Below are 23,538 nucleotides of genomic sequence, written 5' to 3'. Positions count from 1 at the left end.
GTGAAAGTTGTTTTGAGTGTGATGGCGTTGGTGTTCGTTTTCGCGATCAATGCGGATGTGGCATCGGCAAAAGGAAAAGGGAAGGGCAACAGCGAGGCGAAACAAGCCTGTCTGCAAAAGGACCCGTCTCTCTCCGGTAAGAAACTGAAAAAGTGCATTAAGAATTATCGCAAGTGATCGGGAGTTCCTTGCGGTGGTGAGACGGTCGCTCCGTCGGGTTGGATGGGGCGACCACTTGATGACCACCTTCACTGGTGGACGAGTTCTCTGGGGCGGCGATCTTGTCCTTAGCACGATCGTCGCCCTTTTTTATTTTCCTTAGGGCGTGTCCTCAATTGCAGCTTTGTCGGGTGAGTGTTCCGCCGTTCGCGATCCAGCGGGTGGCGGCCGCGCAGCCGCGCTCTTTGTGGGCGGCGCAGCTCGCGCGCGGCACCGCGCAGACGACGGCGCGCAGAACGCTTTTGGTCGGCAGACGATCCCAGCGGAGCTCAACCGAATTCACGCTCGAATACAAAAAGCACGCTTCACTCGAGCCCGAGGAGCAGCGCTCGACCGCCACGCGCTCCGCTTCGGCCTTCACCCCGTTCTGGGCGGCGCCGTAAGAGCCGGACTGCGCGATCCCGAGCGCGACGATTTTTTGATTCGCGAGATCCGCGAAGAACGGATCCAGACCCGGGCGGTCCTCGTCGAAAATGAAGGGCACTTCCGCCTGCGTGAGCACGGCGGGGAAAAGGCGCAGGCGCTGCGCGCGATCCCAGTTGGCCAGATTGAAAACACGCTGATTCCCCTCGGCAAAGATCAAGCACGGCGTGATCGCCGCGTTGTATTCGCAGATCTGCAGCGCGCGCCGGTTCGCTTCGCTTTGCGAGTGTCCGTAGGTTGAATAGGCTTCGCCCGAAGGGGAAAGGGCCAGGGCCTTGAACGCATGGCTGGTCGAACTCGTCAGCAGGTAATTTTGCACGAGCACGCGCTGGGCATCGAGCAGAAAGGGGGTATCGGTCGCGACCAGCGCCGCGTTTCCGGATTTCAAAAGCATCTGCGCATCGGCCGAGATTTTATCGGCGTCGACTTTGAACGTGTCACCGCTCATCAACAGCGCGCAGGCCTGCCCCGCGATGGCGTTGCACGCCTCGATCGCGGCGCGCTCCACTTCGGCGGCGCTGGCCGCCGTCGAGAAACGCACGGCCGCGAGTCCGTTGGGCGCCAGCGCGATGGCTTTTTCGCCCGAATAGGCTTCGTACGCGGCGAAGTCCAACAGGGCGCGCAGCTCGAAAGTATAAAGGTGGCCGAGGGCGTTGCGGCTGACGGGATCGCCCGCGCGGAATTGCGCCGTCGCCGGACGGGGCGTGGGTTCGGGTTGCGGATCTTCGTCGCCGAGGGTGCCCAGGCGGGGATCGGTATTGTCGGGCTCTTGGAACGACGGCGAGCAGTTCTGGAAACCCAGAAGGACCACGAGGCCCATCAGGAAAAGATCGCGGTATCGGCGTGTGCGGTTCATCGGGTTCCCCTTTCCTCCATCATAGGAAATCAAAGCCGCCAAGGCCTCAGAAATATTCGGCTTCGCTGTAAGTTGTATCAAAATGGGAGGCTGGAAACGCGGCGCATAGACAAGCCCGGCCTCTCCGTTTACACCCGTAGAAATCATGCGCAGACAATCCGGTCCCCCCTCTCGTTCCTCTTCGAAATCTCGTCGTCCGCAATCGGGAGGCCGTTCGCCTCAGTCTGGTGGTCGCTCGGCTCCGTCGGGCGGTCGCCCCGCTCCGTCGGGTGGGCCGCGCGGTCCGGCGCCGAAGGCGGGCTCGTCCCGCGGCGATTTCATCAATGTGCCGAAGGGCGGGCGTTTGATCATGGGGGATCACGCGATCCGCGAGGCCTTCGCGGCCAAGGTCGCGTCGCTCGAAACTTTGATCCTGATCGACAATTGGCGGGACAACGAAACCTTGCGCGAGATCGAAGAGCTCGCGCGCGCGAAACGTCTGCGGCTCGAGACGCGGACCGCGGTCGCGATGGATCGTTTGGGAAGTCATCAAGGCGCGCTCCTCATCGCGAAGGATCAACCTTCCGTCGAAATCGAAGATCTGCTGAAGCTCGAATCGGCGACGATCGTCGCCTTGGACGGCGTCGAGGATCCGCACAATCTCGGCGCGGTTTTGCGCACGAGTTGGTTGATGGGTGTGAACGCGGTTCTCATTCCGGAAGACCGTGCGGTGGGGCTGACTCCGGTCGCGCACAAAGTGGCCGCGGGCGGCGCCGAGCACGTTCCCGTTTTACGCGACAACAATTTCTCTTCGGTGTTCGCGCAACTGAAAGAAGCGGGCTACTGGATTTTCGGTCTTTCGCACGAAGCGAAGAGCGAAATTTACGAACTCGATATTCCCGCGAAGGTCGTGTGGGTGATGGGCGCGGAAGACAAAGGCCTGCGCTCCTCCACCGAGCGCGCGTGCGATGAGCTGATCCGTATTCCGCAAGTCGAAGCGTCGGCGAGCTACAATGTTTCGGTCGCCACCGCGATGATCCTGTCCGAAGGTTACCGCCAGGCTAAAGTTCAGGCTTCGGCCCAGCCTCAAAAATAGGCAAACGTGAAAAGAGGGGTGGGAGGCCTCGGCGCGCGAAGCCGCGCCTGCTTTGGAATTGAGCGAAACGCCCCCCACTTTGCTGAAGCCCCGGGCGCGGCGCGCTGTCCCAGGCGTGAATCGGCCTCCCCATCGCAAATCTTTGACTCCGTTTGAAATTCTCCATAGAACAGTCCGTCGTATCGCCGAACAAAGCTGGTTTAGCTCAATTGGTAGAGCAGCTGATTTGTAATCAGCAGGTTGCGGGTTCGAGTCCCATAACCAGCTCCAGAACTTTTGTGAGTGAAGGATCGATGCGGAGAGGTGCCCGAGTGGCTAAAGGGGGCGGACTGTAAATCCGCTGGCTCACGCCTACGAAGGTTCGAATCCTTCTCTCTCCACCATAGATTCAGGAACTGAATCCCCTGCGCCGCCACTCTCGCGCAGGCCTTCAGTCACAAGAGTTTAGGAAAAGTTTGAAATGGGCGGGTGTAGCTCAATTGGCTAGAGTATCAGCCTTCCAAGCTGAGGGTTGCCGGTTCGAGACCGGTCACCCGCTCCAAGTTGAACTTTTCCGGCGATCCGAGGGTATGCCCGTGTAGCTCAGTGGTAGAGCACACCCTTGGTAAGGGTGAGGTCGTCGGTTCGGCTCCGATCACGGGCTCCAGTTTTTTGGTCATCGCGCTCGAAGTTTTTAAGTTAGGTAAATAAACAGGATTTGGATCCTACTCAGGAGGAAGACAGCAATGGCAAAAGAGAAGTTTAACCGCTCGAAGCCGCACGTGAACATCGGAACCATCGGTCACGTCGACCATGGTAAGACCACTCTCACTGCAGCAATCACCAACGTTCTGGCGAAAGCCGGTAAAGCTCAGGCGATGAACTACGATCAAATCGATAAGTCGCCCGAAGAAAAAGAGCGTGGGATCACGATCTCGACAACTCACGTCGAGTACGAAACTGACAACCGTCACTACGCACACGTCGACTGCCCCGGGCACGCCGACTACGTGAAAAACATGATCACTGGTGCAGCTCAGATGGATGGCGCGATCCTCGTCGTCTCGGCTGCGGATGGTCCGATGCCCCAGACTCGTGAGCACATCCTGCTCGCTCGTCAGGTCGGCGTTCCCGCACTGGTTGTTTTCATGAACAAGTGCGACATGGTCGATGACAAAGAACTCCTTGAGCTCGTCGAACTCGAAGTTCGCGAACTGCTCTCGAAGTACGAATTCCCCGGCGACAAGATCCCGATCGTTAAAGGTTCGGCTCTGAAAGCTCTGGAAGGCGACACTTCGGAAGTCGGTGCTCCCTCGGTCATGAAACTGATGGAAGCTTGCGATACTTACATCCCCGAGCCCGTCCGTGCGATCGACAAGACTTTCCTGATGCCCGTCGAGGACGTGTTCTCGATCTCGGGTCGTGGTACTGTCGTCACTGGCCGTGTTGAGCGTGGCGTTATTAAGGTCAACGAAGAAGTTGAAATCGTCGGTATCCGTCCCACGACTAAAACCACAGTCACTGGAATCGAAATGTTCCGTAAGCTGTTGGATGAAGGTCAAGCGGGCGATAACTGCGGCGTCCTTCTCCGTGGTACCAAAAAAGAAGACGTTGAGCGCGGACAAGTCCTCGCGAAACCCGGCACCATCAAGCCGCACAAGAAGTTCAAAGCTGAAGCGTACATCCTCACCAAAGAAGAAGGCGGACGTCACACTCCCTTCTTCAACGGATACCGTCCTCAGTTCTACTTCCGTACCACTGACGTCACTGGCGTAGTGACTCTGAAGGCGGGAACTGAAATGGTCATGCCCGGTGACCGCGTGGAAGTTGACGTTGAGCTGATTGCGCCCATCGCGATGGAAAAAGAGCTTCGCTTCGCGATCCGCGAAGGTGGCCGTACCGTCGGTGCAGGCGTCGTCGTCGCGATCACTGAGTAATCTTCAAGACAGGGTTTCGATTCGGCCTTCACCGGTTCGAAACTCTTGACTGTAGGGGGACCTCGTAAGAGTCGTCCCCCTCGGTTTTTGAGGACTCGATTCAAATTCAAAGCCCAGACATTCCGACGCGCCGCAAGGAGCGTTGGTGAGCGGGGGACAACAGGGTCGTAGCTCCAACGGTAGAGCGAAGGACTCCAAATCCTTAGGTTCACGGTTCGAATCCGTGCGGCCCTGCCAATATCCCTCTTGTTGTCTGGTCCCAATTTATAGATGATGGCATCTGGCTCTGAAAAGGACGGATCATGGACAAAACAAACCAGAAGATTTTGACGGTCGCATTCGCAACGGCAGGCGCTATTTTTGGCCTCACGCTGTCGCTTCTGATCACGGCTCTTTCGGGAATCTTCGGCTGGATGGCGAATCTGGCGGGCCAAGACTGGTTCCGTCACGGTCTGCCGGTGGCTGCGGGTTTCGGCTTGTTCCTGTTCCTGCAGTTCAGCCCCAAGATGCTCCAGTGGGGCGATGAAGTCGTCTCCGAACTGCGCAAGGTCGTATGGCCTTCGCGTAAAGATGTGACCGCGATGACCATCGTGGTTTGCATCATGGTGGTCGTTTCGAGCCTGGTGATTTCGAGTTTCGATTTTGTCTCGGGTTACGTTCTGAACAACATCATTCTTCAGTAATTGGACAAGTCGGCGCTCCAGATTGAGCGCAGTAAGTAGGTTTGCCATGGATAAAAAATGGTACATCATCAACGTTCAGACCGGCTGTGAGAACACGGCCAAGTCGGCGATTGAAGAGCGCATCCGTTCGCTGAAACAAGAAGAACACTTCGGCGAAATCCTGATTCCGGCGGAAAACGTCGTTCAGTTGGTGAAAGGTCAGAAGCAGACCAAAGCCAAAAAGTTCTTCCCCGGTTACATCTTCGTGAACATGGCCCTGACCGATGAAACTTGGCACTTGGTGCGCAATAGCGCGAAGGTGACAGGCTTTGTGGGTGGGACCAAGACCCGTCCTCCGGAAGTTCCCGAGAGCGAAGTCCGTCGCGTCACTCAACAGATGACCACCGGCGCAGAGAAGCCTCGCTCGAAAGTGAAGTTCACCCACGGTGAAAACGTCACGGTCGTCGACGGTCCGTTCTCGAATTTCGCGGGCACAATTGAAGAGATCAACGAAGAGAAAGGCAAAGTGAAGGTCCTCGTTTCGATCTTCGGACGCCCCACTCCCGTCGAGCTTGATTTCGTGCAGGTCGAGAAAGCTTAAGCTTTCCAGAAGGCCAGAAGCCTAAGCTCTCTCCTTCATTCATTTTGATTTTCATAAAACCGGTCCTGAGAGGCCGGTTTTTTTATGTCCTCAGTCGCCGTGGACGGAGCGGCAGCTCTTTGCTCCGGCTCGCGCACGCGCGGCACCCAGAATCTTGGGGATGGCGTCGCGCTCTTGGCTCACCAGGTGGCGGCGTAGGATCTCGAATTCGGCTTCGGTGGCGCTGAACTCGGGGCGCTCCCAGAGCGGCGTGCGGGCCGCGCGCCAGCGTTCCGCGAGGGTACGGTAGACGCGGTGGAGGGGCGCGTAGAATGACGGGATCGTGCCCAGCGCCGCAGCCCAGAGCAGGCTCTGGGGGTGAGCGCGGACCCAGTCGATTCCCGTCTGGAGCAGGTGGCCGTCGATCGCGAGCGCGGAGTTCCCCACGCCGACGGCGACCGCCGCGATGGCAAGACTGACGGTCAGTGTGAAGTTACCGACGGCGGCCTCGCGCACCATATGTCCAGAGAGAGAGCGGCTTTCGAGAGCGTCGCCTTGCAGGCGAGCGAGGGTGGCCATCCTGGCGCGAGCATTCGCCTCGCTGGCGGGGAGGCTTCGTTCGAAACGTTCGTTCAGCTCGGCCTCGAGACTTTGCATCTTCGGAATGAGCGTCCATGGTAACTCATGTTTCACTCGCGGATGGCGGAAGGCCGCTTGGAGTGCCGCCTTCTCGTGTTCCGAGAGGGTTCGTGCGAACTCGCGCAGAATTTCCAGCGTCTGGGTTTGCGCGCCGAAAGCACGCAATTCCGTAAGGCGGTCGGGTTCACGAAGGTAGGTTTCGGTGTGGCGTTCGGCCTCGGCCATGAGCTCCGGCAGCAGTTTCACGAGATCGCGCACGGGGCGATCCGAGGCCGCATAGCGCAGGCTTTCGCGTAGCGAACGCAGCTCGGCGTCGCGCTCGACGTCCTGGATCCATACTTTCAAATGATCCAGCATCACGAGGGAGTGGCGATGGTTGCGGAGTGCGGTCCGGTAAGAGGGCCACGTCTTCTTCAGGACCAGGAGTTCGCCGCCTACCTGCAGTCCGACGTAAAGCAGGCCGGCCCAGGCGACCTGCTTCGCCTTGAGCGCCCAGTAGGCGACGCTCGCTGGGTTTGCGGGATCGGCCCAGGTGCCGAAGTAACCGTAGGTATAGGTGATGAGCGAGGCCGAGTACAAAAGGCCCATGGCCATGCGGCTTCCGAAGGGCGGGCGCAGAGGGCGAAGGCTTTCGATCTCGGCATCCAGCCGGGCGACGGCGGTTTTCAGTCGGTCGAAGCGTCGGGGGTCGCGTTCGTGTAGCTCCAGAAGTGCGCTGATAAGTTTCACGTGGGTGCCGCGCGAGTCGGTCAACCGCTCCAGCAGCCGGTACTGATCGCGCACGTCGCGCTCGCCACCGAGAAGGTCCACGAAAGCCGACACTTCCAGGCGCGAGCTGCCGCGCAGAAGTTCCAAGGCGAGGGGCTCGATCAGAAGGGCGGTTTCGTGTTCGACCTGGCGGATCAGGGCCTGCTGGTTGGCGGGCAGTCCCTCGACCAATGCGCGCGCCGACACGGGGCCCTCCTGGGCCCGGGCCATGACGGAAGCCGTCAGAAGGCTGAGAATGAGGAGGAGCCTCACCAGTGTCGGCATCGGAGTTCGAATCCCTTCCGCGGTTTAGTCGTTGAATCCGACGGAGCAGTGCTGGAACTGATCGGTTTTTTCTTTGACGCTGATTTCGCCGAAGACGTTGACGGTCGTCTTCGTTTTCACTTCAAAGCCCGATGCCGCGCGGGCGATCGAGATTTCGGTCAAGGGGCCGTCTTTGGCGCGGTCGTCGCCCTTACAGTTTGCGGTCATCAAGAAGTACTGCGGGGGGTTGGATTCGGCATTGGCGGCGTTGACCTGGCAGTCCGACAAAGAGCCGCCAAACAGGGCATCTTGAAGTCCGCCGGCTTCGACGGTTCCGGTTTTCAGGCGGTAGACTCCGTCCTTTTCCTTAATTTCCAAGAGTTGACCCTGGGTGACGACTTTGTAGTCCATGGAGTCTTCTTGCTCGATGTAGTCGATGCTTTCGTTGCACGAGATGCGCAGGCCCTGAATTTGGGCAAAAGCGGCGGTCGTGAAAAGTCCTTGGAGGGCGGCGATCAGGATCAGGTTCCGAAGTTGGGGGGGTCTCATGGGGTGTCCTTTTTTGGGGGGATTGTTTAAATCAAGTTTAAGGGGAAATGGGGGCTCTTCCCGGCGAGGGAGCGCGATTGGGCGCCTTTGTCGGGAAGATTGCCAGGCGCCGGGGCGTCCTTTGCGGCAAGGTGTTTGTGCTCATTCGCTGGAGAAGGAGAGCAAGCCCTATGCCGCATATGCGTTAATTTTTGTAAAAGCTGACCTCTTCCTTTGCTCAATCCTTGCCAAGCCCCCTCTGAGGTGGGAGTTCATAAGACCGTTTTTTAAAAATGGATTAGTGGGTGGTTGGCCATTGGGGCCGACCTCATTTGCAGGAGAGAAGTGCTATGGCAAAAAAGGTAACAGGCATGATCAAACTGCAGATTCCGGCAGGGAAAGCCAATCCGGCTCCTCCCGTGGGACCGGCACTTGGTCAGCATGGTGTGAACATCATGGAATTCTGTAAGCAGTTCAACGCCCGCACGCAGGCGTTGGGTGATTCGATCATCCCGATCATCATCACTGTTTATCAGGATCGTTCGTTCACATTCATCACCAAGACGCCTCCCGTGTCGAGTCTGCTCAAGAAGGCATTGAAACTGGAATCCGGTTCGAAAATGCCCCAGAAGGACAAGGTCGGTAAGGTGAAATCGGCGGACATCAAGAAAATCGCTGAAACAAAACTTCCGGATCTCAACTGTATCAAAGTTGAATCTGCGATGTCTCAAGTTGCGGGCACTGCGAAGAGCATGGGCCTCGAGCTGGCAGATTAGGACTGGTGATCTATGGCTGAAGGAAAACGTCTGAAAAATGCCCGCAAGGGTTTTGATTCTCAGAAAAAATATAACGTCGACACGGCTTTCACCACGGTGATGGCGGCAGCGACCGCGAAGTTCGATGAATCGATCGACGTCGCCGTTCGTCTGGGTGTCGATCCCAAGCAAGGTGACCAGCAAGTCCGTGGCGCGATCGCGCTGCCGAACGGTCTGGGTAAGAACGTACGCGTCGTCGTTTTCGCAAAAGGTCCGAAAGAGGCTGAAGCGAAAAATGCGGGTGCGGACTACGTTGGTGGCGACGATCTCGTCGCGAAAATCAACGAGGGCTGGCTCGATTTCGACAAAGCGATCGCAACTCCGGACATGATGGCGACCGTTTCGAAAGTCGCGAAGGTTCTGGGGCCGCGGGGCTTGATGCCGAACCCGAAAGTGGGCACCGTCACCATGAACGTCGGTGATGCGGTGACGGCCGAGAAAAAAGGGAAGCTCGATTACCGCGTGGATAAAGCCGGTATCGTGCACGCCATGATCGGTAAGAAGTCGATGGGTGATGCGAAATTGAAAGAGAACTTTATGGCCTTCATGGGTTCCGTCATGAAAGCGAAGCCCCAAACTTCCAAAGGGACGTATCTGCGTTCCATCACCGTGTCGAGCACCATGGGTGTCGGCGTGAAGATGGACGTGAACGCGGTCTCGGGCGCGGAAAGCGAAGAGTAGTCCGCAGAGAAGAAAAAGCCGGTCACAAAATGACCAAGACCGAGGCGCGACGAGGAAGGCGTACCCTTTGGGGTACGTCGACGAGGAGCAACGAAGGGTTTGGGCATTTGGTGGCAGGCGCACAGACAAGTTAAGAACCGCTTGCGGTCATAGACAGTAGGTATTCGGAGCGCAGACTCCGTCTTTAAGTTCCCCCGGAATCGCGGGGGAGGCCCACCGAGACAAGCAGGTGTGAGGTTTCCCTCCCACTCAGCTGGCATAACGCCAGTCTCACCGCAGCTGATTGAAATACTGTTCGCACGGGTTTTGAGCCCGGCGTTCAAGAAAGGAGGATGGCCACATGCTACGTACAGAAAAAGAGCAAGAGATTCAGGTGTTTGTTGAGAAATTCAGCAAAGCCAAGGCCGCTTTCCTCGTCGATTTCAAAGGGATGAAGGTTGAGCAGGTGACAAACCTGCGCAAAAAGCTTCACCCGGTGAAGGGCGAGATGAAAGTGTTCCGGAACACTCTGGCGAAGCGTGCACTCAAGGGTTTTCCCGAAATTGAGCAAGCCCTGTCGGGTTCGTTCAAAGGGACAAACGCTGTTGTGTTCGCGTACGAAGATGCTTCGGCACTGGCAAAAACTCTGGCAACTTTCGCGAAAGACGTGGAATTGCTGCAGTTGAAAACCGGTGTGATGGACGGACAGAAAATGGATTCTGCAAAGATCAATTTTCTGGCGACTCTTCCGTCGAAAGAAGTCCTTCGCGCTCAGTTCCTGGGAGTTCTTCAAGCTCCGGGTACGAAACTCGCTCGCACTCTTAAAGAGGCGCCGGCAAGTCTCGTCCGCGTTCTGGCAGCTCGTAAAGAGTAGTCTGAATATTGAAACTGTTGAATTTAACGTAATTTTTTAATCCATTTTTGGAGGAATTTAAAATGTCTCTGACAAACGACCAATTGGTTGAAGAACTCTCGAAGAAAACTGTCCTGGAAATCGCTGAACTCGTGAAACTTCTCGAAGAGAAGTGGGGCGTTTCGGCTGCTGCACCCGTTGCGGTTGCTGCGGCTGGCGGCGGAGCGGCTGCTCCCGCTGAAGAGAAAACAGCGTTCGACGTCATCCTGAAAGATGCCGGCGCGAACAAAATCAACGCGATCAAAGAAGTTCGCGCACTGACAGGCCTGGGCCTGGCAGAAGCGAAAGCTCTGGTCGAAGGCGCGCCCAAGACTGTGAAAGAAGGCGTGACTAAGGACGAAGCTGAAAAAATGAAGAAGACTCTCGAAGCTGCAGGCGCGAAAGTCGAAATCAAGTAATCGAACCTTCGGGTTTATGGAGCGGAGTCCCAAATGGGGCTCCGTTTCTTTTTTGGTTTTGTGCTCAACATTTAGGAAAATCTCGATATATTGGGCAATTGCGTCTCGGAATGCAAAAAATTGGCCAGTGAACGTGAAAGATAATTTTTGGGAAAGCTCAGCGCGATTTGGCGAGCCGATTTTTCTCAAGAAGTATTGTGGGGTTTCAGCGAACTTCCTCCTCTCAAAGAGTTCGCGTGCAATCGATGTGTAAGCAACGTCACGAGCCCGTACAGCTCGGGACCAAGCTAGGAATTAGATGCGGCATTTTTTTGTTTGAAGTTGGCAAATTGAAAGCGGGATTCGGAAACGAGTCGCGCTTTTTTGCGTTCTGAGAGCGAAAAACGGCGGTAAATTTTTAGGAGATTGAATGAGCCTGACTCCCGTAACGGCGTCGAACATCCGTATTCGCAAAAGTTTTGCGAAGAACAAACAAGTCATCAATATCCCCAACCTGATCGAACTCCAGAAGAGCTCGTACGAAGGTTTCCTGCAGCGTGGGGTCGATGCCGACCGCCGCCAGGATGTGGGACTGCAGTCCGTTTTCAAATCGGTGTTCCCGATTTCGGACTTCAATAACACCGCTTCGCTCGAATTCGTGTCGTACACGCTCGAGCCGGCGAAGTACGACGTGGATGAGTGCCGTCAGCGCGGCATGACCTTCGCGGCGCCGATCAAGGTGACTTTGCGCCTGATCGTCTTCGACGTGGATGAAGAGACGGAAGCCCGCTCGATCCGCGACGTGAAAGAACAGGAAGTTTACCTCGGCGAGATCCCGCTGATGACCCAGAACGGTTCGTTCATCATCAACGGAACCGAGCGCGTCGTTGTGTCGCAGCTTCACCGTTCGCCGGGTGTGTTCTTCGATCACGATTCGGGTAAGAACGCGACTTCGGGAAAACTGATCTACAACGCGCGTGTCATTCCGTACCGCGGTTCGTGGCTCGATTTCGAATTTGACCAAAAAGATCTGATCCACGTCCGTATCGATCGTCGCCGTAAGTTCCCGGTGACCATCCTGCTCAAAGCTCTCGGCTACAACGTCGATCAGCTGCTCGAGTACTTCTACGACATCGACACCGTGCAGGTTCGCGGCTCGAAACTCTACCGTCAGCTCGACATCGAACGTATGTCGGGACAGCGTGCGCTGGTCGACATCCTCGATCCCAAGTCGGGCGAAGTCCTCGTCAAAGCGGGTCGCCGTATCACTCGCGCGGTCGTTAAAAAAGTCCAGTCGCTCGATCTGAAAGAGATCGAAGTGAATCCCGAAGATCTCGATGGAAAAGTGCTCGCGAAGCCTTTGATCGACGAGTCGACCGGTGAAATCATCGCGGACTCGAACCAAGAGCTCGATAAAAACACCATCCTCAAGGCGATGGAAGCGGGTATCGAGCAGCTGAACCTGATCTTCTTTGACGGTCTGACCGTCGGTCCGTTCCTGCGCAACACTCTGCTGGTCGATAAAGTTCAGCAGAAAGACGAAGCGCTCCTGAAGATCTATCAGCACTTGCGCCCTGGCGAGCCGCCCACCATGGAAGCGGCCACCACCTTCTTCGAGCGTTTGTTCTTCGATCCCGAGACGTATGATCTCTCGGAAGTCGGCCGGATCAAGATCAACCACAAGTTCAACATCTCGATGGAAGAGTGCCCGCCCGAGCACCGCACTCTGACCCACAAAGATGTCTTGAGCACCGTGAAGCACCTGATCGACCTGAAAAACGGTCGCGGCGTCGTCGACGATATCGATCACCTCGGTAACCGTCGTGTCCGTTCGGTCGGTGAACTTCTGGAAAACCAATACCGCATCGGTCTGGTCCGTATGGAGCGCGCGATCCGCGAACGTATGAGCCTGCAAGATGTGGAAACGATGATGCCTCACGATCTCGTGAACGCGAAACCCGTCAACGCCGTCGTCAAAGAATTCTTCGGCGCTTCGCAGCTCTCGCAGTTCATGGATCAGACGAACCCGCTGTCGGAAATCACGCACAAACGTCGTCTGTCGGCCCTCGGCCCGGGCGGTTTGACTCGTGATCGCGCCGGCTTCGAAGTTCGTGACGTCCACCCCACGCACTACGGTCGTATCTGCCCGATCGAGACGCCGGAAGGACCGAACATCGGTCTGATCGCCTCGCTCGCGACTTACGCACGTATTAACCACTACGGTTTCATCGAGACTCCGTACCGCAAAGTGACCGAAGGTAAAGTCTCGAAAGAGATCTCGTACATGTCGGCACTGGAAGAAGCAGGGCAAGTCATTGCTCCCGCGACTCGCGATGGTGGCTACGTGACCGAGATCACCGCAGACAACACGGTTTGCCGTGCCGATGGTGAATACGAAGTGACGGAAAAAGAAAAAATCACTCTCATGGACGTGTCGCCTTCGCAGCTCGTCTCGATCGCGGCGTCTTTGATTCCGTTCCTCGAGCACGATGATGCCAACCGCGCCCTCATGGGATCGAACATGCAACGTCAGGCCGTTCCGCTCTTGCGCTCGCGCGCACCGCTGGTCGGAACTGGCGTTGAGCACTTGGTGGCCCGCGACTCGGGAACTTCGGTGGTGGCGACGAACGACGGGATCGTCGAAGAAGTCGACGCCGCACGGATCGTGGTTCGCCGTTTGGCAAAAGGTGGAGAGCTCGGCGCGAACGTCGATATCTACAACCTGACCAAGTACCAACGTACGAACCAGAACACGAGCTTCAACCAGAAGCCGATCGTCTTCGCCGGTGACCGCGTCCGTAAGGGCGACATCATCGCGGACGGTCCGTCGACGGAACTCGGTGAATTGGCTCTCGGACAGAATATCATGGTCGCCTTCACTCCTTGGCAGGGTTTCAACTTCGAGGATTCCATCCTGATTTCGGAACGCCTGATCAAAGACGACGTCTACACTTCGATCCACATCGAAGAGTTCGAGTGCGTCGCTCGTGATACCAAGCTGGGTAAGGAAGAGATCACTCGCGATATCGCCAACGTCGGTGAAGAAGCGCTGAAAGATCTCGACGGCTCGGGGATCATCCGCATCGGTGCGGAAGTTCGTCCCGGCTCGATCCTGGTCGGTAAAGTCACTCCCAAGGGCGAGACTCAGTTGTCGCCTGAAGAAAAACTGCTCCGCGCGATCTTCGGTGAAAAAGCCGGCGACGTTCGCGATACTTCGCTCCGCGTGCCCTCGGGCGTCTACGGAACGGTCATCGACGCTCAAGTCTACAGCCGCGAAGGCGCAGACCGCGATGAACGTTTGGCGTCGATCATCGAAGAGAAGAAACGCAAACTCGAGAAAGATCTCTCGGTTGAGCAGAACGTGATCAAAAACAACGCCCTCGAAAAACTGAAGGACATCCTGGTCGGTAAGAAGACCACGGGCGTCCTGTTGAACGAGGACGGTAGCCAGAAACTCTTGAACAAGGGTCAGGACATCACTTCGGACGACCTCGAGTCGATTCCTTTCGAACTGTTGACCTACATCCCCTTGGATCAAGAACTCGAATTCCAAGTGACCCGTATCTTGGATGGCGCACGTAACCAGTTGGAAGCCGTGAAAATGGTCTTCAACGACAAGATCGATCGTCTGCGTAAGGGGGATGAACTTCCTCCCGGCGTGATCAAGATGGTCAAAGTCTACGTTGCCATTAAGCGTAAGATGCAAGTCGGCGATAAGTTCGCCGGTCGTCACGGAAACAAAGGGGTCGTCTCGAAAGTCCTCCCCGTGGAAGACATGCCTTACCTGGCGGACGGTACTCCCGTGGACATGGTTCTGAACCCCTTGGGCGTCCCTTCGCGGATGAACATCGGTCAGATCCTCGAAGTCCACTTGGGTTGGGCCGCACGCAACTTGGGCGTTCAGCTCGCAGAACAGCTTGAGAAGTTCAACGGCGCGCAAGCCCGTGAACAGATGAAGCATGTGTTCTCGGATGACGAGATCTCGAAGAAAATTGAAGGCGCAGACGATGCGTCGATCAAACGCATGATCGACACCATGAAACGCGGGGTCCACGTCGGAACTCCCGTGTTCGACGGTGCTCGTGAGACCGACGTGAAAGAGCTGCTCGAGCGCGCGAACATGCCCACCACGGGTCAGATGATTCTGTTCGATGGACGTTCTGGAGAACCCTTCAAGAACCCCGTCACGGTCGGAATCATGTACATGCTGAAGCTTCACCACTTGGTCGAAGAGAAGATCCACGCGCGGTCGATTGGGCCGTACTCGCTCGTTTCGCAACAGCCTCTGGGTGGTAAAGCTCAGTTCGGTGGTCAGCGTCTCGGGGAGATGGAAGTCTGGGCGATCGAGGCCTACGGTGCCGCATACTCGCTGCAAGAGTTCTTGACCGTGAAGTCGGATGACGTCGCGGGCCGGACTCGGATGTACGAGAGCATCGTGAAGGGTGAAAACATCCTCGAACCCGGATTGCCGGAATCGTTCAACGTCTTGGTGAAAGAGCTTCAGTCTCTGGCACTGAACATTGAACTCATGGAATCGGACATCCTCACGGATGACGGCGACATGATCGATGAAGGTGAACCCTCGATGATGCTTTCGGAAGGACCCACGGCACGCACCGTTCGTCCCGATCGCGATGTCGCGGTCGAGGCGGAGTCGGCGGCGGACGAAGCGGACGATGCTTCGGATGACGAGGGCGATGATGAAGGCGACGGTGGCGGAGACGAGGGCGGACCTGCTGGTGACAGCGACGACGCTCCTCCGACGGATCAGGCTCACTAGCTGATCTGACAGGGGCTCGAAAGAGCCCCGTGCCCCCGCGAAGTTTTTGGAACGTTTTTAAACAACAAGAGGAGTAACCTTGAAAGACTTGTTGAACTTTTTTGATAAACCGAAGGATCCGTTGTCGTTTGACGCCGTACGGATCTCGCTCGCTTCGCCCGAAATGATCCGTGATTGGTCGTTCGGTGAAGTGAAGAAACCTGAAACCATCAACTACCGGACTTTCAAGCCCGAGCGGGACGGTCTGTTCTGCGCGAAGATCTTTGGACCCATCAAAGATTACGAATGCTTGTGCGGTAAGTACAAACGTATGAAGTATCGCGGAGTCATCTGCGAGAAGTGCGGCGTTGAAGTCACTCAATCCAAAGTCCGCCGTGAGCGCCTGGGCCACATCGAGCTCGCGACTCCCGTGGCGCACATTTGGTTCCTGCGTTCGCTGCCCAGCCGTATCGGTAACTTGCTGAATCTCTCGCTGAAAGAAGTCGAGAAGGTTCTGTACTGTGAAGCCTACGTCGTCATCGATCCGATGGAAACGTCGCTGCAAGAAGGTCAGATCCTCACCGAGGAAGCTTACCAAGCGGCCCTGAACGAATTCGGTCCGAACTTCAAAGCCGGTATGGGCGGTGAGTCGGTTCGTGAAATGCTCCGTAAAATCGATCCCGAGTACCTCTCGCGCAAACTTCGCGTCGAGATGAAAGAGACGAAGTCGGAAGCGGGACTCAAGAAACTGTCGAAGCGTCTGCGCGTCGTCGAAGCTTTCAAAAACTCGATCAACAAGACCGAGTGGATGATGCTGGAAGCGCTGCCGGTTCTTCCTCCGGATCTGCGTCCTCTCGTTCCGCTCGATGGCGGTCGTTTCGCCACGTCGGATCTGAACGATCTGTACCGTCGCGTGATCAACCGGAACAACCGTTTGAAGCGTCTGCAAGAGCTGAACGCTCCCGACATCATCATCCGTAACGAGAAGCGCATGCTTCAGGAAGCAGTCGATGCTCTCTTGGACAACGGTCGCCGCGGTAAGACCTTCACCGGTCCGAACAAGCGCCCCTTGCGTTCACTCTCGGATATGCTGAAGGGTAAACAAGGTCGTTTCCGTCAGAACCTTCTCGGTAAACGGGTCGACTATTCCGGTCGTTCGGTTATCGTTGTCGGTCCGACTCTGAAACTGCACCAGTGCGGTCTTCCCAAGAAAATGGCTCTCGAGCTGTTCAAGCCCTTCGTTTACAACAAACTCGAAGAGCAAGGACTTGCGACCACGATCAAACAAGCGAAACGTTTGGTGGATCAAGAGACCGTTGAGGTCTGGGATATCCTCGCCGACGTCGTTAAAGAACACCCCGTCATGTTGAACCGCGCGCCGACGCTTCACCGCCTTGGTATCCAAGCGTTCGAGCCCGTTCTGCACGAAGGTAAAGCGATCCAACTGCACCCGCTCGTGTGTACGGCGTTCAACGCCGACTTCGACGGTGACCAGATGGCCGTTCACGTTCCGCTCTCGATCGAAGCACAGGTTGAAGCTCGCGTCCTGATGATGTCGACCAACAACATCCTGTCGCCCGCCAACGGGAAGCCGATCATCAACCCCTCGCAGGATATCGTTCTGGGTCTTTACTGGCTCACGCGCGTTCGTCCCGGCGCGAAGGGAACGGGTCGTTCGTTCGCCTCCGTTCAAGAAGCGAACTACGCTTACGAAAACGGACTCGTCGATCTGCAAGCGGCTTGTAAAGTCCGCATCAACGGTAAGATCCGTGAAACGTCGGTCGGTCGCTCGATCCTGAGCGAAATCGTTCCGCCGGAAGTTCCCTTCGAAGAAGTGAACACGGTCATGACCAAGAAACAGATCGCGACTCTGATCGATAAAACCTTCCGTTTGGCCGGCGCGAAAGCAACTTGCCTCTTGGCCGACAAAATCATGGAGTACGGTTTCCGTTACTCGACGACCGCAGGTCTTTCGATCTGTATCGACGACATGGTCATCCCCGAGCAGAAGAAAAACATGCTGGCGGACGCCGAGAAACAAGTCTCGGAAATCCAACAGCAGTACGACGAAGGTTTGATCACCGACGGTGAGCGCTACAACAAGGTCGTCGATATCTGGGCACAAACCGCAGATAAAGTGACGAAAGAGATGATGGGCAAGATCGAGAAGCAAAAGTTCGTGATCGACGGCAAAGAGTCGATCGGACCGAGCTTCAACCCGATCTACATCATGGCGGACTCCGGAGCCCGGGGTTCGGCGGCTCAGCTTCGTCAGCTGGGTGCGATGCGTGGTCTGATGGCGAAGCCGTCCGGCGAAATCATCGAGACTCCGATCACCGCGAACTTCCGCGAAGGTCTGACCGTCATTCAGTACTTCATCTCGACTCACGGTGCGCGTAAAGGTCTGGCCGATACCGCTCTGAAAACCGCGAACTCGGGTTATTTGACCCGTCGTCTGGTCGACGTCGCTCAGGACGTGATCGTGTCGGAACAAGATTGCGGTGTTGAGGATGGTTTGGAAATCGCTCCCGTTTACGAGGGCGGCGAAATCATTCAAGGGATCGGCGATCGCATTCTGGGTCGTACCGCCTTGAGAGATGCGGTTGAGCTGACTTCGGGACGCGTTGTCGTTCCCGCGGGCCAAGAGATGACCGAGACCGACGTGAAAAACATCGAAGCCGCGGGCGTCGAGAAAGTTTGGATCCGCTCGGCACTGACTTGTAAAACTCGTCGCGGCGTCTGCGTGAAGTGTTACGGACGTGACCTGGCTCGCGGTGCGACCGTGAACTTGGGTGAAACGGTCGGTATCATCGCGGCGCAGTCGATCGGTGAGCCCGGGACTCAGCTGACCATGCGTACGTTCCACTTGGGTGGTGCGGCTTCGCGTGCGGTCGAGCAATCGGCACACACGGCTCGTTACGACGGAACATTGAAACTGGATAACGTCCACGCGGTCGCGAATAAAGGCGGCAAGCTGACGGTCATGAATCGTAACGGTGACGCGATCATCGTCGATGAATCGGGCCGTGAGCGCGAAAAGTACAAGATCCCCTACGGTGCGGTCTTGAACTTCAAAGAAGGACAGAAAGTGACGAAAGGCTCCGTGATCGCCGAGTGGGATCCCTACTCGAACCCGATCATTTCGGAAGTTTCGGCACGTGTTCAGTTCCAGGACATCGAAGAAGGTTCGACGATGACCGAGCAGCTCGATCCCGTGACCGGTTTCGCGACCAAGGTCATCACGGAGAGCCGTTCGTCGGACGTCAAACCCGCCATCATGCTGGTCGATGCGAACGGCAAAGTCCTGACTCTGCCCGGTCGTGAAATCCCGGCTCGTTACTTGATCCCCGTGGGCGCGCAACTGCTCGTCACCGATGGCCAAGAAATCCACGCCGGCGACGCGATCGCGAAACTCCACCGCGAAACTTCGAAAACACGCGATATCACGGGCGGTCTGCCCCGTGTCGCGGAACTCTTCGAAGCCCGTAAGCCGAAAGAAGCGGCCATCATCTCCGAGATCGATGGTTACGTGACCTTCGGTAAAGACGTGAAAGGTAAACAGCGTTTGATCGTGACTCCCGAAGTCGGCGAACAGCGCGAATACCTGATCCCCAAAGGGAAACACGTCGCGGTTCGTGAAGGTGAATACGTTCGTGCCGGTGAAGCACTGATGGATGGACCCACGAATCCTCACGACGTCTTGGCCGTTCTGGGCGAGAAGGCTCTGTCGAGCTACCTCACCAACGAGATCCAAGAAGTTTACCGTCTGCAAGGGGTCGGAATTAACGATAAGCACATCGAAGTCATCGTTCGTCAGATGCTCCGTAAAGTGGCGGTTCGTGACTCGGGTGACACTCGTTTCTTGGCGGGCGAACAGGTTGAGAAATACAACTTGGCTGTCGAAAACGAGCGCGTGATCGCGGAAGGCGGACAACCCGCAACCATCGATCCGCTCCTGCTGGGGATCACCAAGGTCTCGCTGTCGACCGACAGCTGGATCTCGGCGGCCTCATTCCAGGAAACCACCAAAGTCCTCACCGAAGCGGCCATCAACAGCCGTACGGATGCTTTGCGCGGTCTGAAAGAGAACATCATCATGGGTCGTCTGATCCCCGCCGGTACAGGTCTGACCTCGTACAAGCGTTGGAAAGTCACCACCCAGGACGAGCAGGATCTGTCGCTCGGCACTTCGCTCCCCGGATTCGGGGCGACGACGCAGCCGTAACGATTGCCAGTTCGTTTATAAGAGATCTGGGGCTGTCCGGAAGGGCGGCTCCAGAGCGGAAAAGCCAAGGGGAACCTTGGCTTTTTTCGTTCTCACGTCTTGACGCCCCCAACCCCGCTGGCTATTGTCCGGGCCTTAGTTTTCCGGAATAAACTCGTTGAGTAATTTCAACCGGACAAAGCTCGGATCGGTACCGGAAGATCCAGAGTCGGTTGAAGTGAAGCGTGTCGAAAGACAGAGGGCCCGCGAAAGCGCGTCCCAACAGAGAGCTACAGGAGCAGAAATGCCTACGATCAACCAGCTGATCCGCAAAGAGCGGACAGTCCAGAAGAACGATACGAAGTCTCCGGCGCTGATGAAGTGCCCGCAGCGTCGTGGAGTTTGCACTCGTGTTTACACGACAACTCCCAAGAAGCCGAACTCGGCCCTCCGTAAGGTGGCGAAAGTTCGTTTGTCGAACGGATACGAGGTCATCTCGTACATCCCCGGCATCGGTCACAACCTTCAAGAGCACAGCGTGGTCTTGATCCGTGGTGGTCGTGTGAAGGATCTGCCCGGTGTGCGTTACCACATCGTCCGCGGCGTCCTCGACCTGCAAGGTGTGAACGGTCGCTTGCGCGCACGTTCGAAGTACGGCGCGAAACGCCCGAAGAAGTAATTCGTTATCTAACTCAGGTTTCGGCCGCTCAAATTGAGAGGCGGCCGAACAGACTTGATCCGGGTTAGACACCGGACAAACTTTTGGAGATTGATCATGTCACGTCGTAAAAAGACATTTAAACGCGAAGTCATTCCAGATCCCGTCTACAAAGACATCGTGATCGCGAAATTCATCAACAAGATGATGCTGCAAGGTCGCAAGGCGATCGCTCAGAAGATGTTCTACGGAGCATTGGATGAACTGAAAGACAAAGTGGCTGGCGAAGAGCCCGTTGCGGTCCTCAAGAAAGCTCTTGAGAACTGTAAGCCCTCGCTGGAAGTCCGCAGCCGCCGCGTTGGTGGTGCGACTTACCAAGTTCCCGTTGACGTTCGTCCCTCGCGCCGTCTGGCGCTGTCGATGCGTTGGCTGATCGAGTACTCGCGTGCTCGTGGCGAAAAAGACTTCTCGAAGCGCCTGGCCGGCGAAATCCTCGACGCTTACAACAATCGCGGTAACGCGATCAAAAAGCGCGAAGATGTTCACCGTATGGCGGAAGCGAACAAGGCTTTCTCGCACTACAACTGGTAATTGGATTTCTAGAAATCCGAGAACAGGCACCGGCCTCTTCTCGTCAGCTCCCGGGTTCTCTGGGGATTGACGTGAAGGGGCCGTTGTCGTTTGGGGCGCTTGGTTTTCCTTCGCCCTCGTGGGGAGGGGCTCCGGGTGGCCTTCGGATTTCCCATCACTTTCCTTTCTCTTCTTTTGGCGGGACACGGCCCTCCAGGCCTCGCCGCCAATGAATACGCCATCCTGGCGTGGCGGAGGTCCCGCCAAAAGAAGAAAAAGCAAACTGACGGGAAATCCGAAGGCTCATCCTCTCGGGTGAGGGTGAAGGAAAATCAAGGCTGGGATTGGGGCCGCTTGTGCCGATCTTTTGGTGTGGGGGCTGGGAGAAGAGGGGCTTTCCGTCTCGACATTTTAGGTTCTGGCGCTTACATTCGCAGGCTATGTCTGCTGCTGATCCGCAAACTGTTGAAGAGCTGCGTTGGACCCGGAATATCGGGATCATGGCGCATATTGATGCCGGTAAGACCACGACGACCGAGCGTATTCTTTATTACTCCGGCAAATCCCACAAAATTGGGGAAGTGCATGATGGCGCGGCCACCATGGACTGGATGGAGCAAGAGCAGGAGCGCGGGATCACGATCACCGCGGCCGCGACGACTCTCCAATGGCGTGAGCACCGGATCAACGTCATCGATACTCCCGGGCACGTGGACTTCACGATCGAAGTCGAGCGTTCGCTGCGCGTGCTCGATGGCGCCGTCGCCGTTTTTGACGGCGTGAACGGCGTCGAGCCCCAGTCGGAAACCGTCTGGCGTCAGGGCGACAAACACAAAGTGCCGCGGATCTGCTTCATCAACAAGATGGACCGGGTCGGCGCCGATTTCTGGATGTCGGTGGGCACGATCAAAGACAAACTCAACGCCGAGCCCCTGCCGATCCAAATGCCGATCGGCTCCGAGGATGCTTTTGTCGGTCTGGTGGATCTGATCGCGAACGAAGCCTTGATTTGGGAATCATCCGACAAAGACAAAGGCGAGAAGTTCACCCGCGGCCCCATTCCTGCCGACATGGCGGAAGAGGTCGCGCTGACCCGCGCGAAGACCATCGAGCGTATCGGCGATTTCGACGATGCCATCATGGAAAAGCTCATTGAGGGCAAAGACGTAACGCCCGAAGAGCTGAAGGGGGCCCTTCGCAAAGGCGTGCTCGCCATGAAGGTGTTCCCGGTTCTTTGCGGGGCGGCCTTCAAAAACAAAGGCGTGCAGCCCTTGCTCGATGCGGTCATCGACTATCTGCCCTCGCCCCTGGACGTACCGGATGTCGTCGGTCACGATCCGGAAAAACCCGAAAAAGAGATCGTCTGCAAAACGAACTTCGACGACCCGGCGGTGGGCCTGGCGTTCAAGATCGCGACCGATCCGTTCGCGGGCTCGCTGACTTACGTGCGCGTGTACTCGGGCACGATGAAAGTCGGCGATCAGGTTTATAACCCCCGGACCGAGAAAAAAGAGCGCGTGCAGAAGATCGTCCGCATGCACGCGAACTCGCGCCAAGAAATCACCGAGCTGAAGGCCGGGGATATCGGCGCGATCGTCGGCTTGAAGTTCACGGGAACGGGCGACACCCTTTGCGAATCGAAAAAGAACGTCGTCCTGGAGTCCATCGTCCCGCCCGAGCCCGTGATTTCGGTCGCGGTCGAGGCGAAAAGCTCCGCCGATCAAGATAAAATGATGGCGGGGCTCGAAAAGCTGGTGAAGGAAGATCCCTCGGCGCGTCTGCGCATGGATCCCGAGACGGGGCAAACTTTGCTCTCGGGCATGGGCGAGCTTCACCTCGAGATTCTGGTGGACCGTCTGCTGCGTGAACACAAAGTCCAAGCGAACGTCGGTAAACCCCAGGTCTCGTACCGCGAGGCGATTCAGGGATCGGCGGACGCCGAGCACGTTTACGAACGTCTGATCGCCGGCGAAGAGCAGTTCGCGGCGGTGCGCGTGAAGGTCGAGGGGCTTGAGCGGGGCGCGGGCATCCAGCTGGTGAACCTGATTCCGAAGGCGACGCCTCCGCTGCCGCTGGCGATCACGAAGGCGATCGAGTCGGGCGCGCGCGAAACGGCCGAGGTCGGACCTTTGGCTTCGTATCCGATGATCGACATGAAGATCACCCTGCTTTCGGCCACGATGCGCGACGAAAAGTCGGCGTCGGAAATGGCGTTCAAGGCGGCGGCTTCGCTGGCGCTCCGGGATGCCGTGAAGAAGACGCAAGTTCAGTTGCTCGAGCCGATCTTCAAGGTCGAGGTCACTTCGCCGGACAGTTTTGTCGGCGGCGTCGTCGGCGATGTGAATTCGCGTCGCGGTCGCGTGAACTCGATCAACGTGAAAAGTCAGGGAACCCAGGTCATCCAGGCCGAGGTGCCGCTCGAAGGGCTTTTCGGTTACGCGACGGATCTGCGCTCGTTGTCGCAGGGGCGTGCCTCTTTCGCGATGGATTTCCTGGAGTACCAAGCGGTGCCCACGAAAAAGCGCGAAGAGATCCTGGGGCGACTCGGCCGATTCTAGCGACTCGTTCCGCGAACTCCATTTTCGTATCGGCCGGGCCCAGCGCCCGGCTTTTTCGTTTCATGATGAAACACGGCGAAGTGAAGGATCGTTTTCTGCGCGGATATGTCAGTCT

At 56.9% G+C, this 23,538-nt stretch carries 16 protein-coding genes, 5 tRNA genes and 1 pseudogene; 19 read left to right on the top strand and 3 right to left on the bottom strand.

The annotated features are described in order from the left end of the window. Positions 1-177 (top strand): hypothetical protein, encoded by a 177-nt coding sequence (locus tag KF767_06175; GenBank protein MBX3017452.1) that lies wholly within the window; start codon positions 1-3, stop codon positions 175-177. Between the two features lie 154 nt (positions 178-331). Here the strand turns inward: KF767_06175 and KF767_06170 are convergent, their stop codons facing one another. Continuing rightward, positions 332-1,498 carry a hypothetical protein gene (locus KF767_06170; protein ID MBX3017451.1) on the bottom strand — a complete coding sequence of 389 codons (1,167 nt, stop codon included), beginning with the start codon at positions 1,496-1,498 and terminating at the stop codon, positions 332-334. 145 nt (positions 1,499-1,643) lie between these two features. Here KF767_06170 and rlmB point away from each other — a divergent pair, with 145 nt between their 5' ends. From rlmB to nusG, 9 genes are all read left to right on the top strand, one after another. After that, positions 1,644-2,573 (top strand): 23S rRNA (guanosine(2251)-2'-O)-methyltransferase RlmB, encoded by a 930-nt coding sequence (gene rlmB, locus KF767_06165; GenBank protein MBX3017450.1) that lies wholly within the window; start codon positions 1,644-1,646, stop codon positions 2,571-2,573. Between the two features lie 194 nt (positions 2,574-2,767). Continuing rightward, positions 2,768-2,843 (top strand) — tRNA-Thr (locus KF767_06160). Between the two features lie 27 nt (positions 2,844-2,870). Then, positions 2,871-2,956 (top strand) — tRNA-Tyr (locus tag KF767_06155). Positions 2,957-3,037: 81 nt separating this feature from the next. After that, positions 3,038-3,114 (top strand) — tRNA-Gly (locus KF767_06150). A gap of 30 nt (positions 3,115-3,144) precedes the next feature. After that, positions 3,145-3,219, top strand: a tRNA-Thr gene (locus KF767_06145). A gap of 79 nt (positions 3,220-3,298) precedes the next feature. Further along, the gene (tuf, locus tag KF767_06140; GenBank protein MBX3017449.1) at positions 3,299-4,489 is read left to right on the top strand and encodes an elongation factor Tu; all 1,191 of its coding nucleotides are present in this window, start codon (positions 3,299-3,301) and stop codon (positions 4,487-4,489) included. 161 nt (positions 4,490-4,650) lie between these two features. Then, a tRNA-Trp gene (locus tag KF767_06135) sits at positions 4,651-4,726 on the top strand. A 65-nt stretch (positions 4,727-4,791) separates the two neighbouring features. After that, positions 4,792-5,172 carry a preprotein translocase subunit SecE gene (gene secE / locus KF767_06130; GenBank protein MBX3017448.1) on the top strand — a complete coding sequence of 127 codons (381 nt, stop codon included), beginning with the start codon at positions 4,792-4,794 and terminating at the stop codon, positions 5,170-5,172. A 46-nt stretch (positions 5,173-5,218) separates the two neighbouring features. Continuing rightward, a complete protein-coding gene (gene nusG / locus KF767_06125; GenBank protein MBX3017447.1) occupies positions 5,219-5,752 on the top strand; it encodes a transcription termination/antitermination protein NusG in 534 nt (177 codons plus the stop codon). 90 nt (positions 5,753-5,842) lie between these two features. On the opposite strand, the gene KF767_06120 is transcribed toward nusG, so the two are convergent. Together KF767_06120 and KF767_06115 are read right to left on the bottom strand one after the other, a co-directional pair. Further along, entirely contained in the window at positions 5,843-7,324 is a 1,482-nt protein-coding gene (locus tag KF767_06120) for a hypothetical protein (protein MBX3017446.1), read from the bottom strand. Positions 7,325-7,426: 102 nt separating this feature from the next. Next, positions 7,427-7,930, bottom strand: coding sequence for a hypothetical protein (locus tag KF767_06115; GenBank protein ID MBX3017445.1), 504 nt, complete (start codon positions 7,928-7,930; stop codon positions 7,427-7,429). 329 nt (positions 7,931-8,259) lie between these two features. Here KF767_06115 and rplK point away from each other — a divergent pair, with 329 nt between their 5' ends. The 9 genes and pseudogenes from rplK (at position 8,260) to fusA (ending at position 23,423) form a co-directional block, all read left to right on the top strand. Beyond that, positions 8,260-8,685, top strand: coding sequence for a 50S ribosomal protein L11 (rplK, locus tag KF767_06110; GenBank protein MBX3017444.1), 426 nt, complete (start codon positions 8,260-8,262; stop codon positions 8,683-8,685). A gap of 12 nt (positions 8,686-8,697) precedes the next feature. Further along, a complete protein-coding gene (rplA, locus tag KF767_06105) occupies positions 8,698-9,405 on the top strand; it encodes a 50S ribosomal protein L1 (GenBank protein MBX3017443.1) in 708 nt (235 codons plus the stop codon). A 340-nt stretch (positions 9,406-9,745) separates the two neighbouring features. Then, positions 9,746-10,258, top strand: a complete 513-nt coding sequence (gene rplJ / locus KF767_06100; GenBank protein ID MBX3017442.1) for a 50S ribosomal protein L10 — start codon at positions 9,746-9,748, stop codon at positions 10,256-10,258. A 62-nt stretch (positions 10,259-10,320) separates the two neighbouring features. Beyond that, a complete protein-coding gene (gene rplL / locus KF767_06095) occupies positions 10,321-10,695 on the top strand; it encodes a 50S ribosomal protein L7/L12 (protein MBX3017441.1) in 375 nt (124 codons plus the stop codon). 409 nt (positions 10,696-11,104) lie between these two features. Further along, positions 11,105-15,220 (top strand): annotated as a pseudogene (gene rpoB / locus KF767_06090) (DNA-directed RNA polymerase subunit beta). A 313-nt stretch (positions 15,221-15,533) separates the two neighbouring features. After that, positions 15,534-19,658: a DNA-directed RNA polymerase subunit beta' gene (rpoC, locus tag KF767_06085; protein MBX3017440.1), complete on the top strand. Its 4,125-nt coding sequence runs from the start codon at positions 15,534-15,536 to the stop codon at positions 19,656-19,658. A gap of 283 nt (positions 19,659-19,941) precedes the next feature. After that, a complete protein-coding gene (gene rpsL / locus KF767_06080; GenBank protein MBX3017439.1) occupies positions 19,942-20,316 on the top strand; it encodes a 30S ribosomal protein S12 in 375 nt (124 codons plus the stop codon). Positions 20,317-20,412: 96 nt separating this feature from the next. Further along, positions 20,413-20,886, top strand: coding sequence for a 30S ribosomal protein S7 (gene rpsG, locus KF767_06075; protein MBX3017438.1), 474 nt, complete (start codon positions 20,413-20,415; stop codon positions 20,884-20,886). Positions 20,887-21,305: 419 nt separating this feature from the next. Further along, the gene (fusA, locus tag KF767_06070) at positions 21,306-23,423 is read left to right on the top strand and encodes an elongation factor G (protein MBX3017437.1); all 2,118 of its coding nucleotides are present in this window, start codon (positions 21,306-21,308) and stop codon (positions 23,421-23,423) included. Positions 23,424-23,538: the final 115 nt, after the last annotated feature.

The sequence above is a fragment of the Pseudobdellovibrionaceae bacterium genome, from assembly GCA_019637875.1.
Taxonomy (GTDB): domain Bacteria; phylum Bdellovibrionota; class Bdellovibrionia; order Bdellovibrionales; family Bdellovibrionaceae; genus JAHBUW01.
This window is presented reverse-complemented; position numbering and strand designations above follow the sequence as displayed.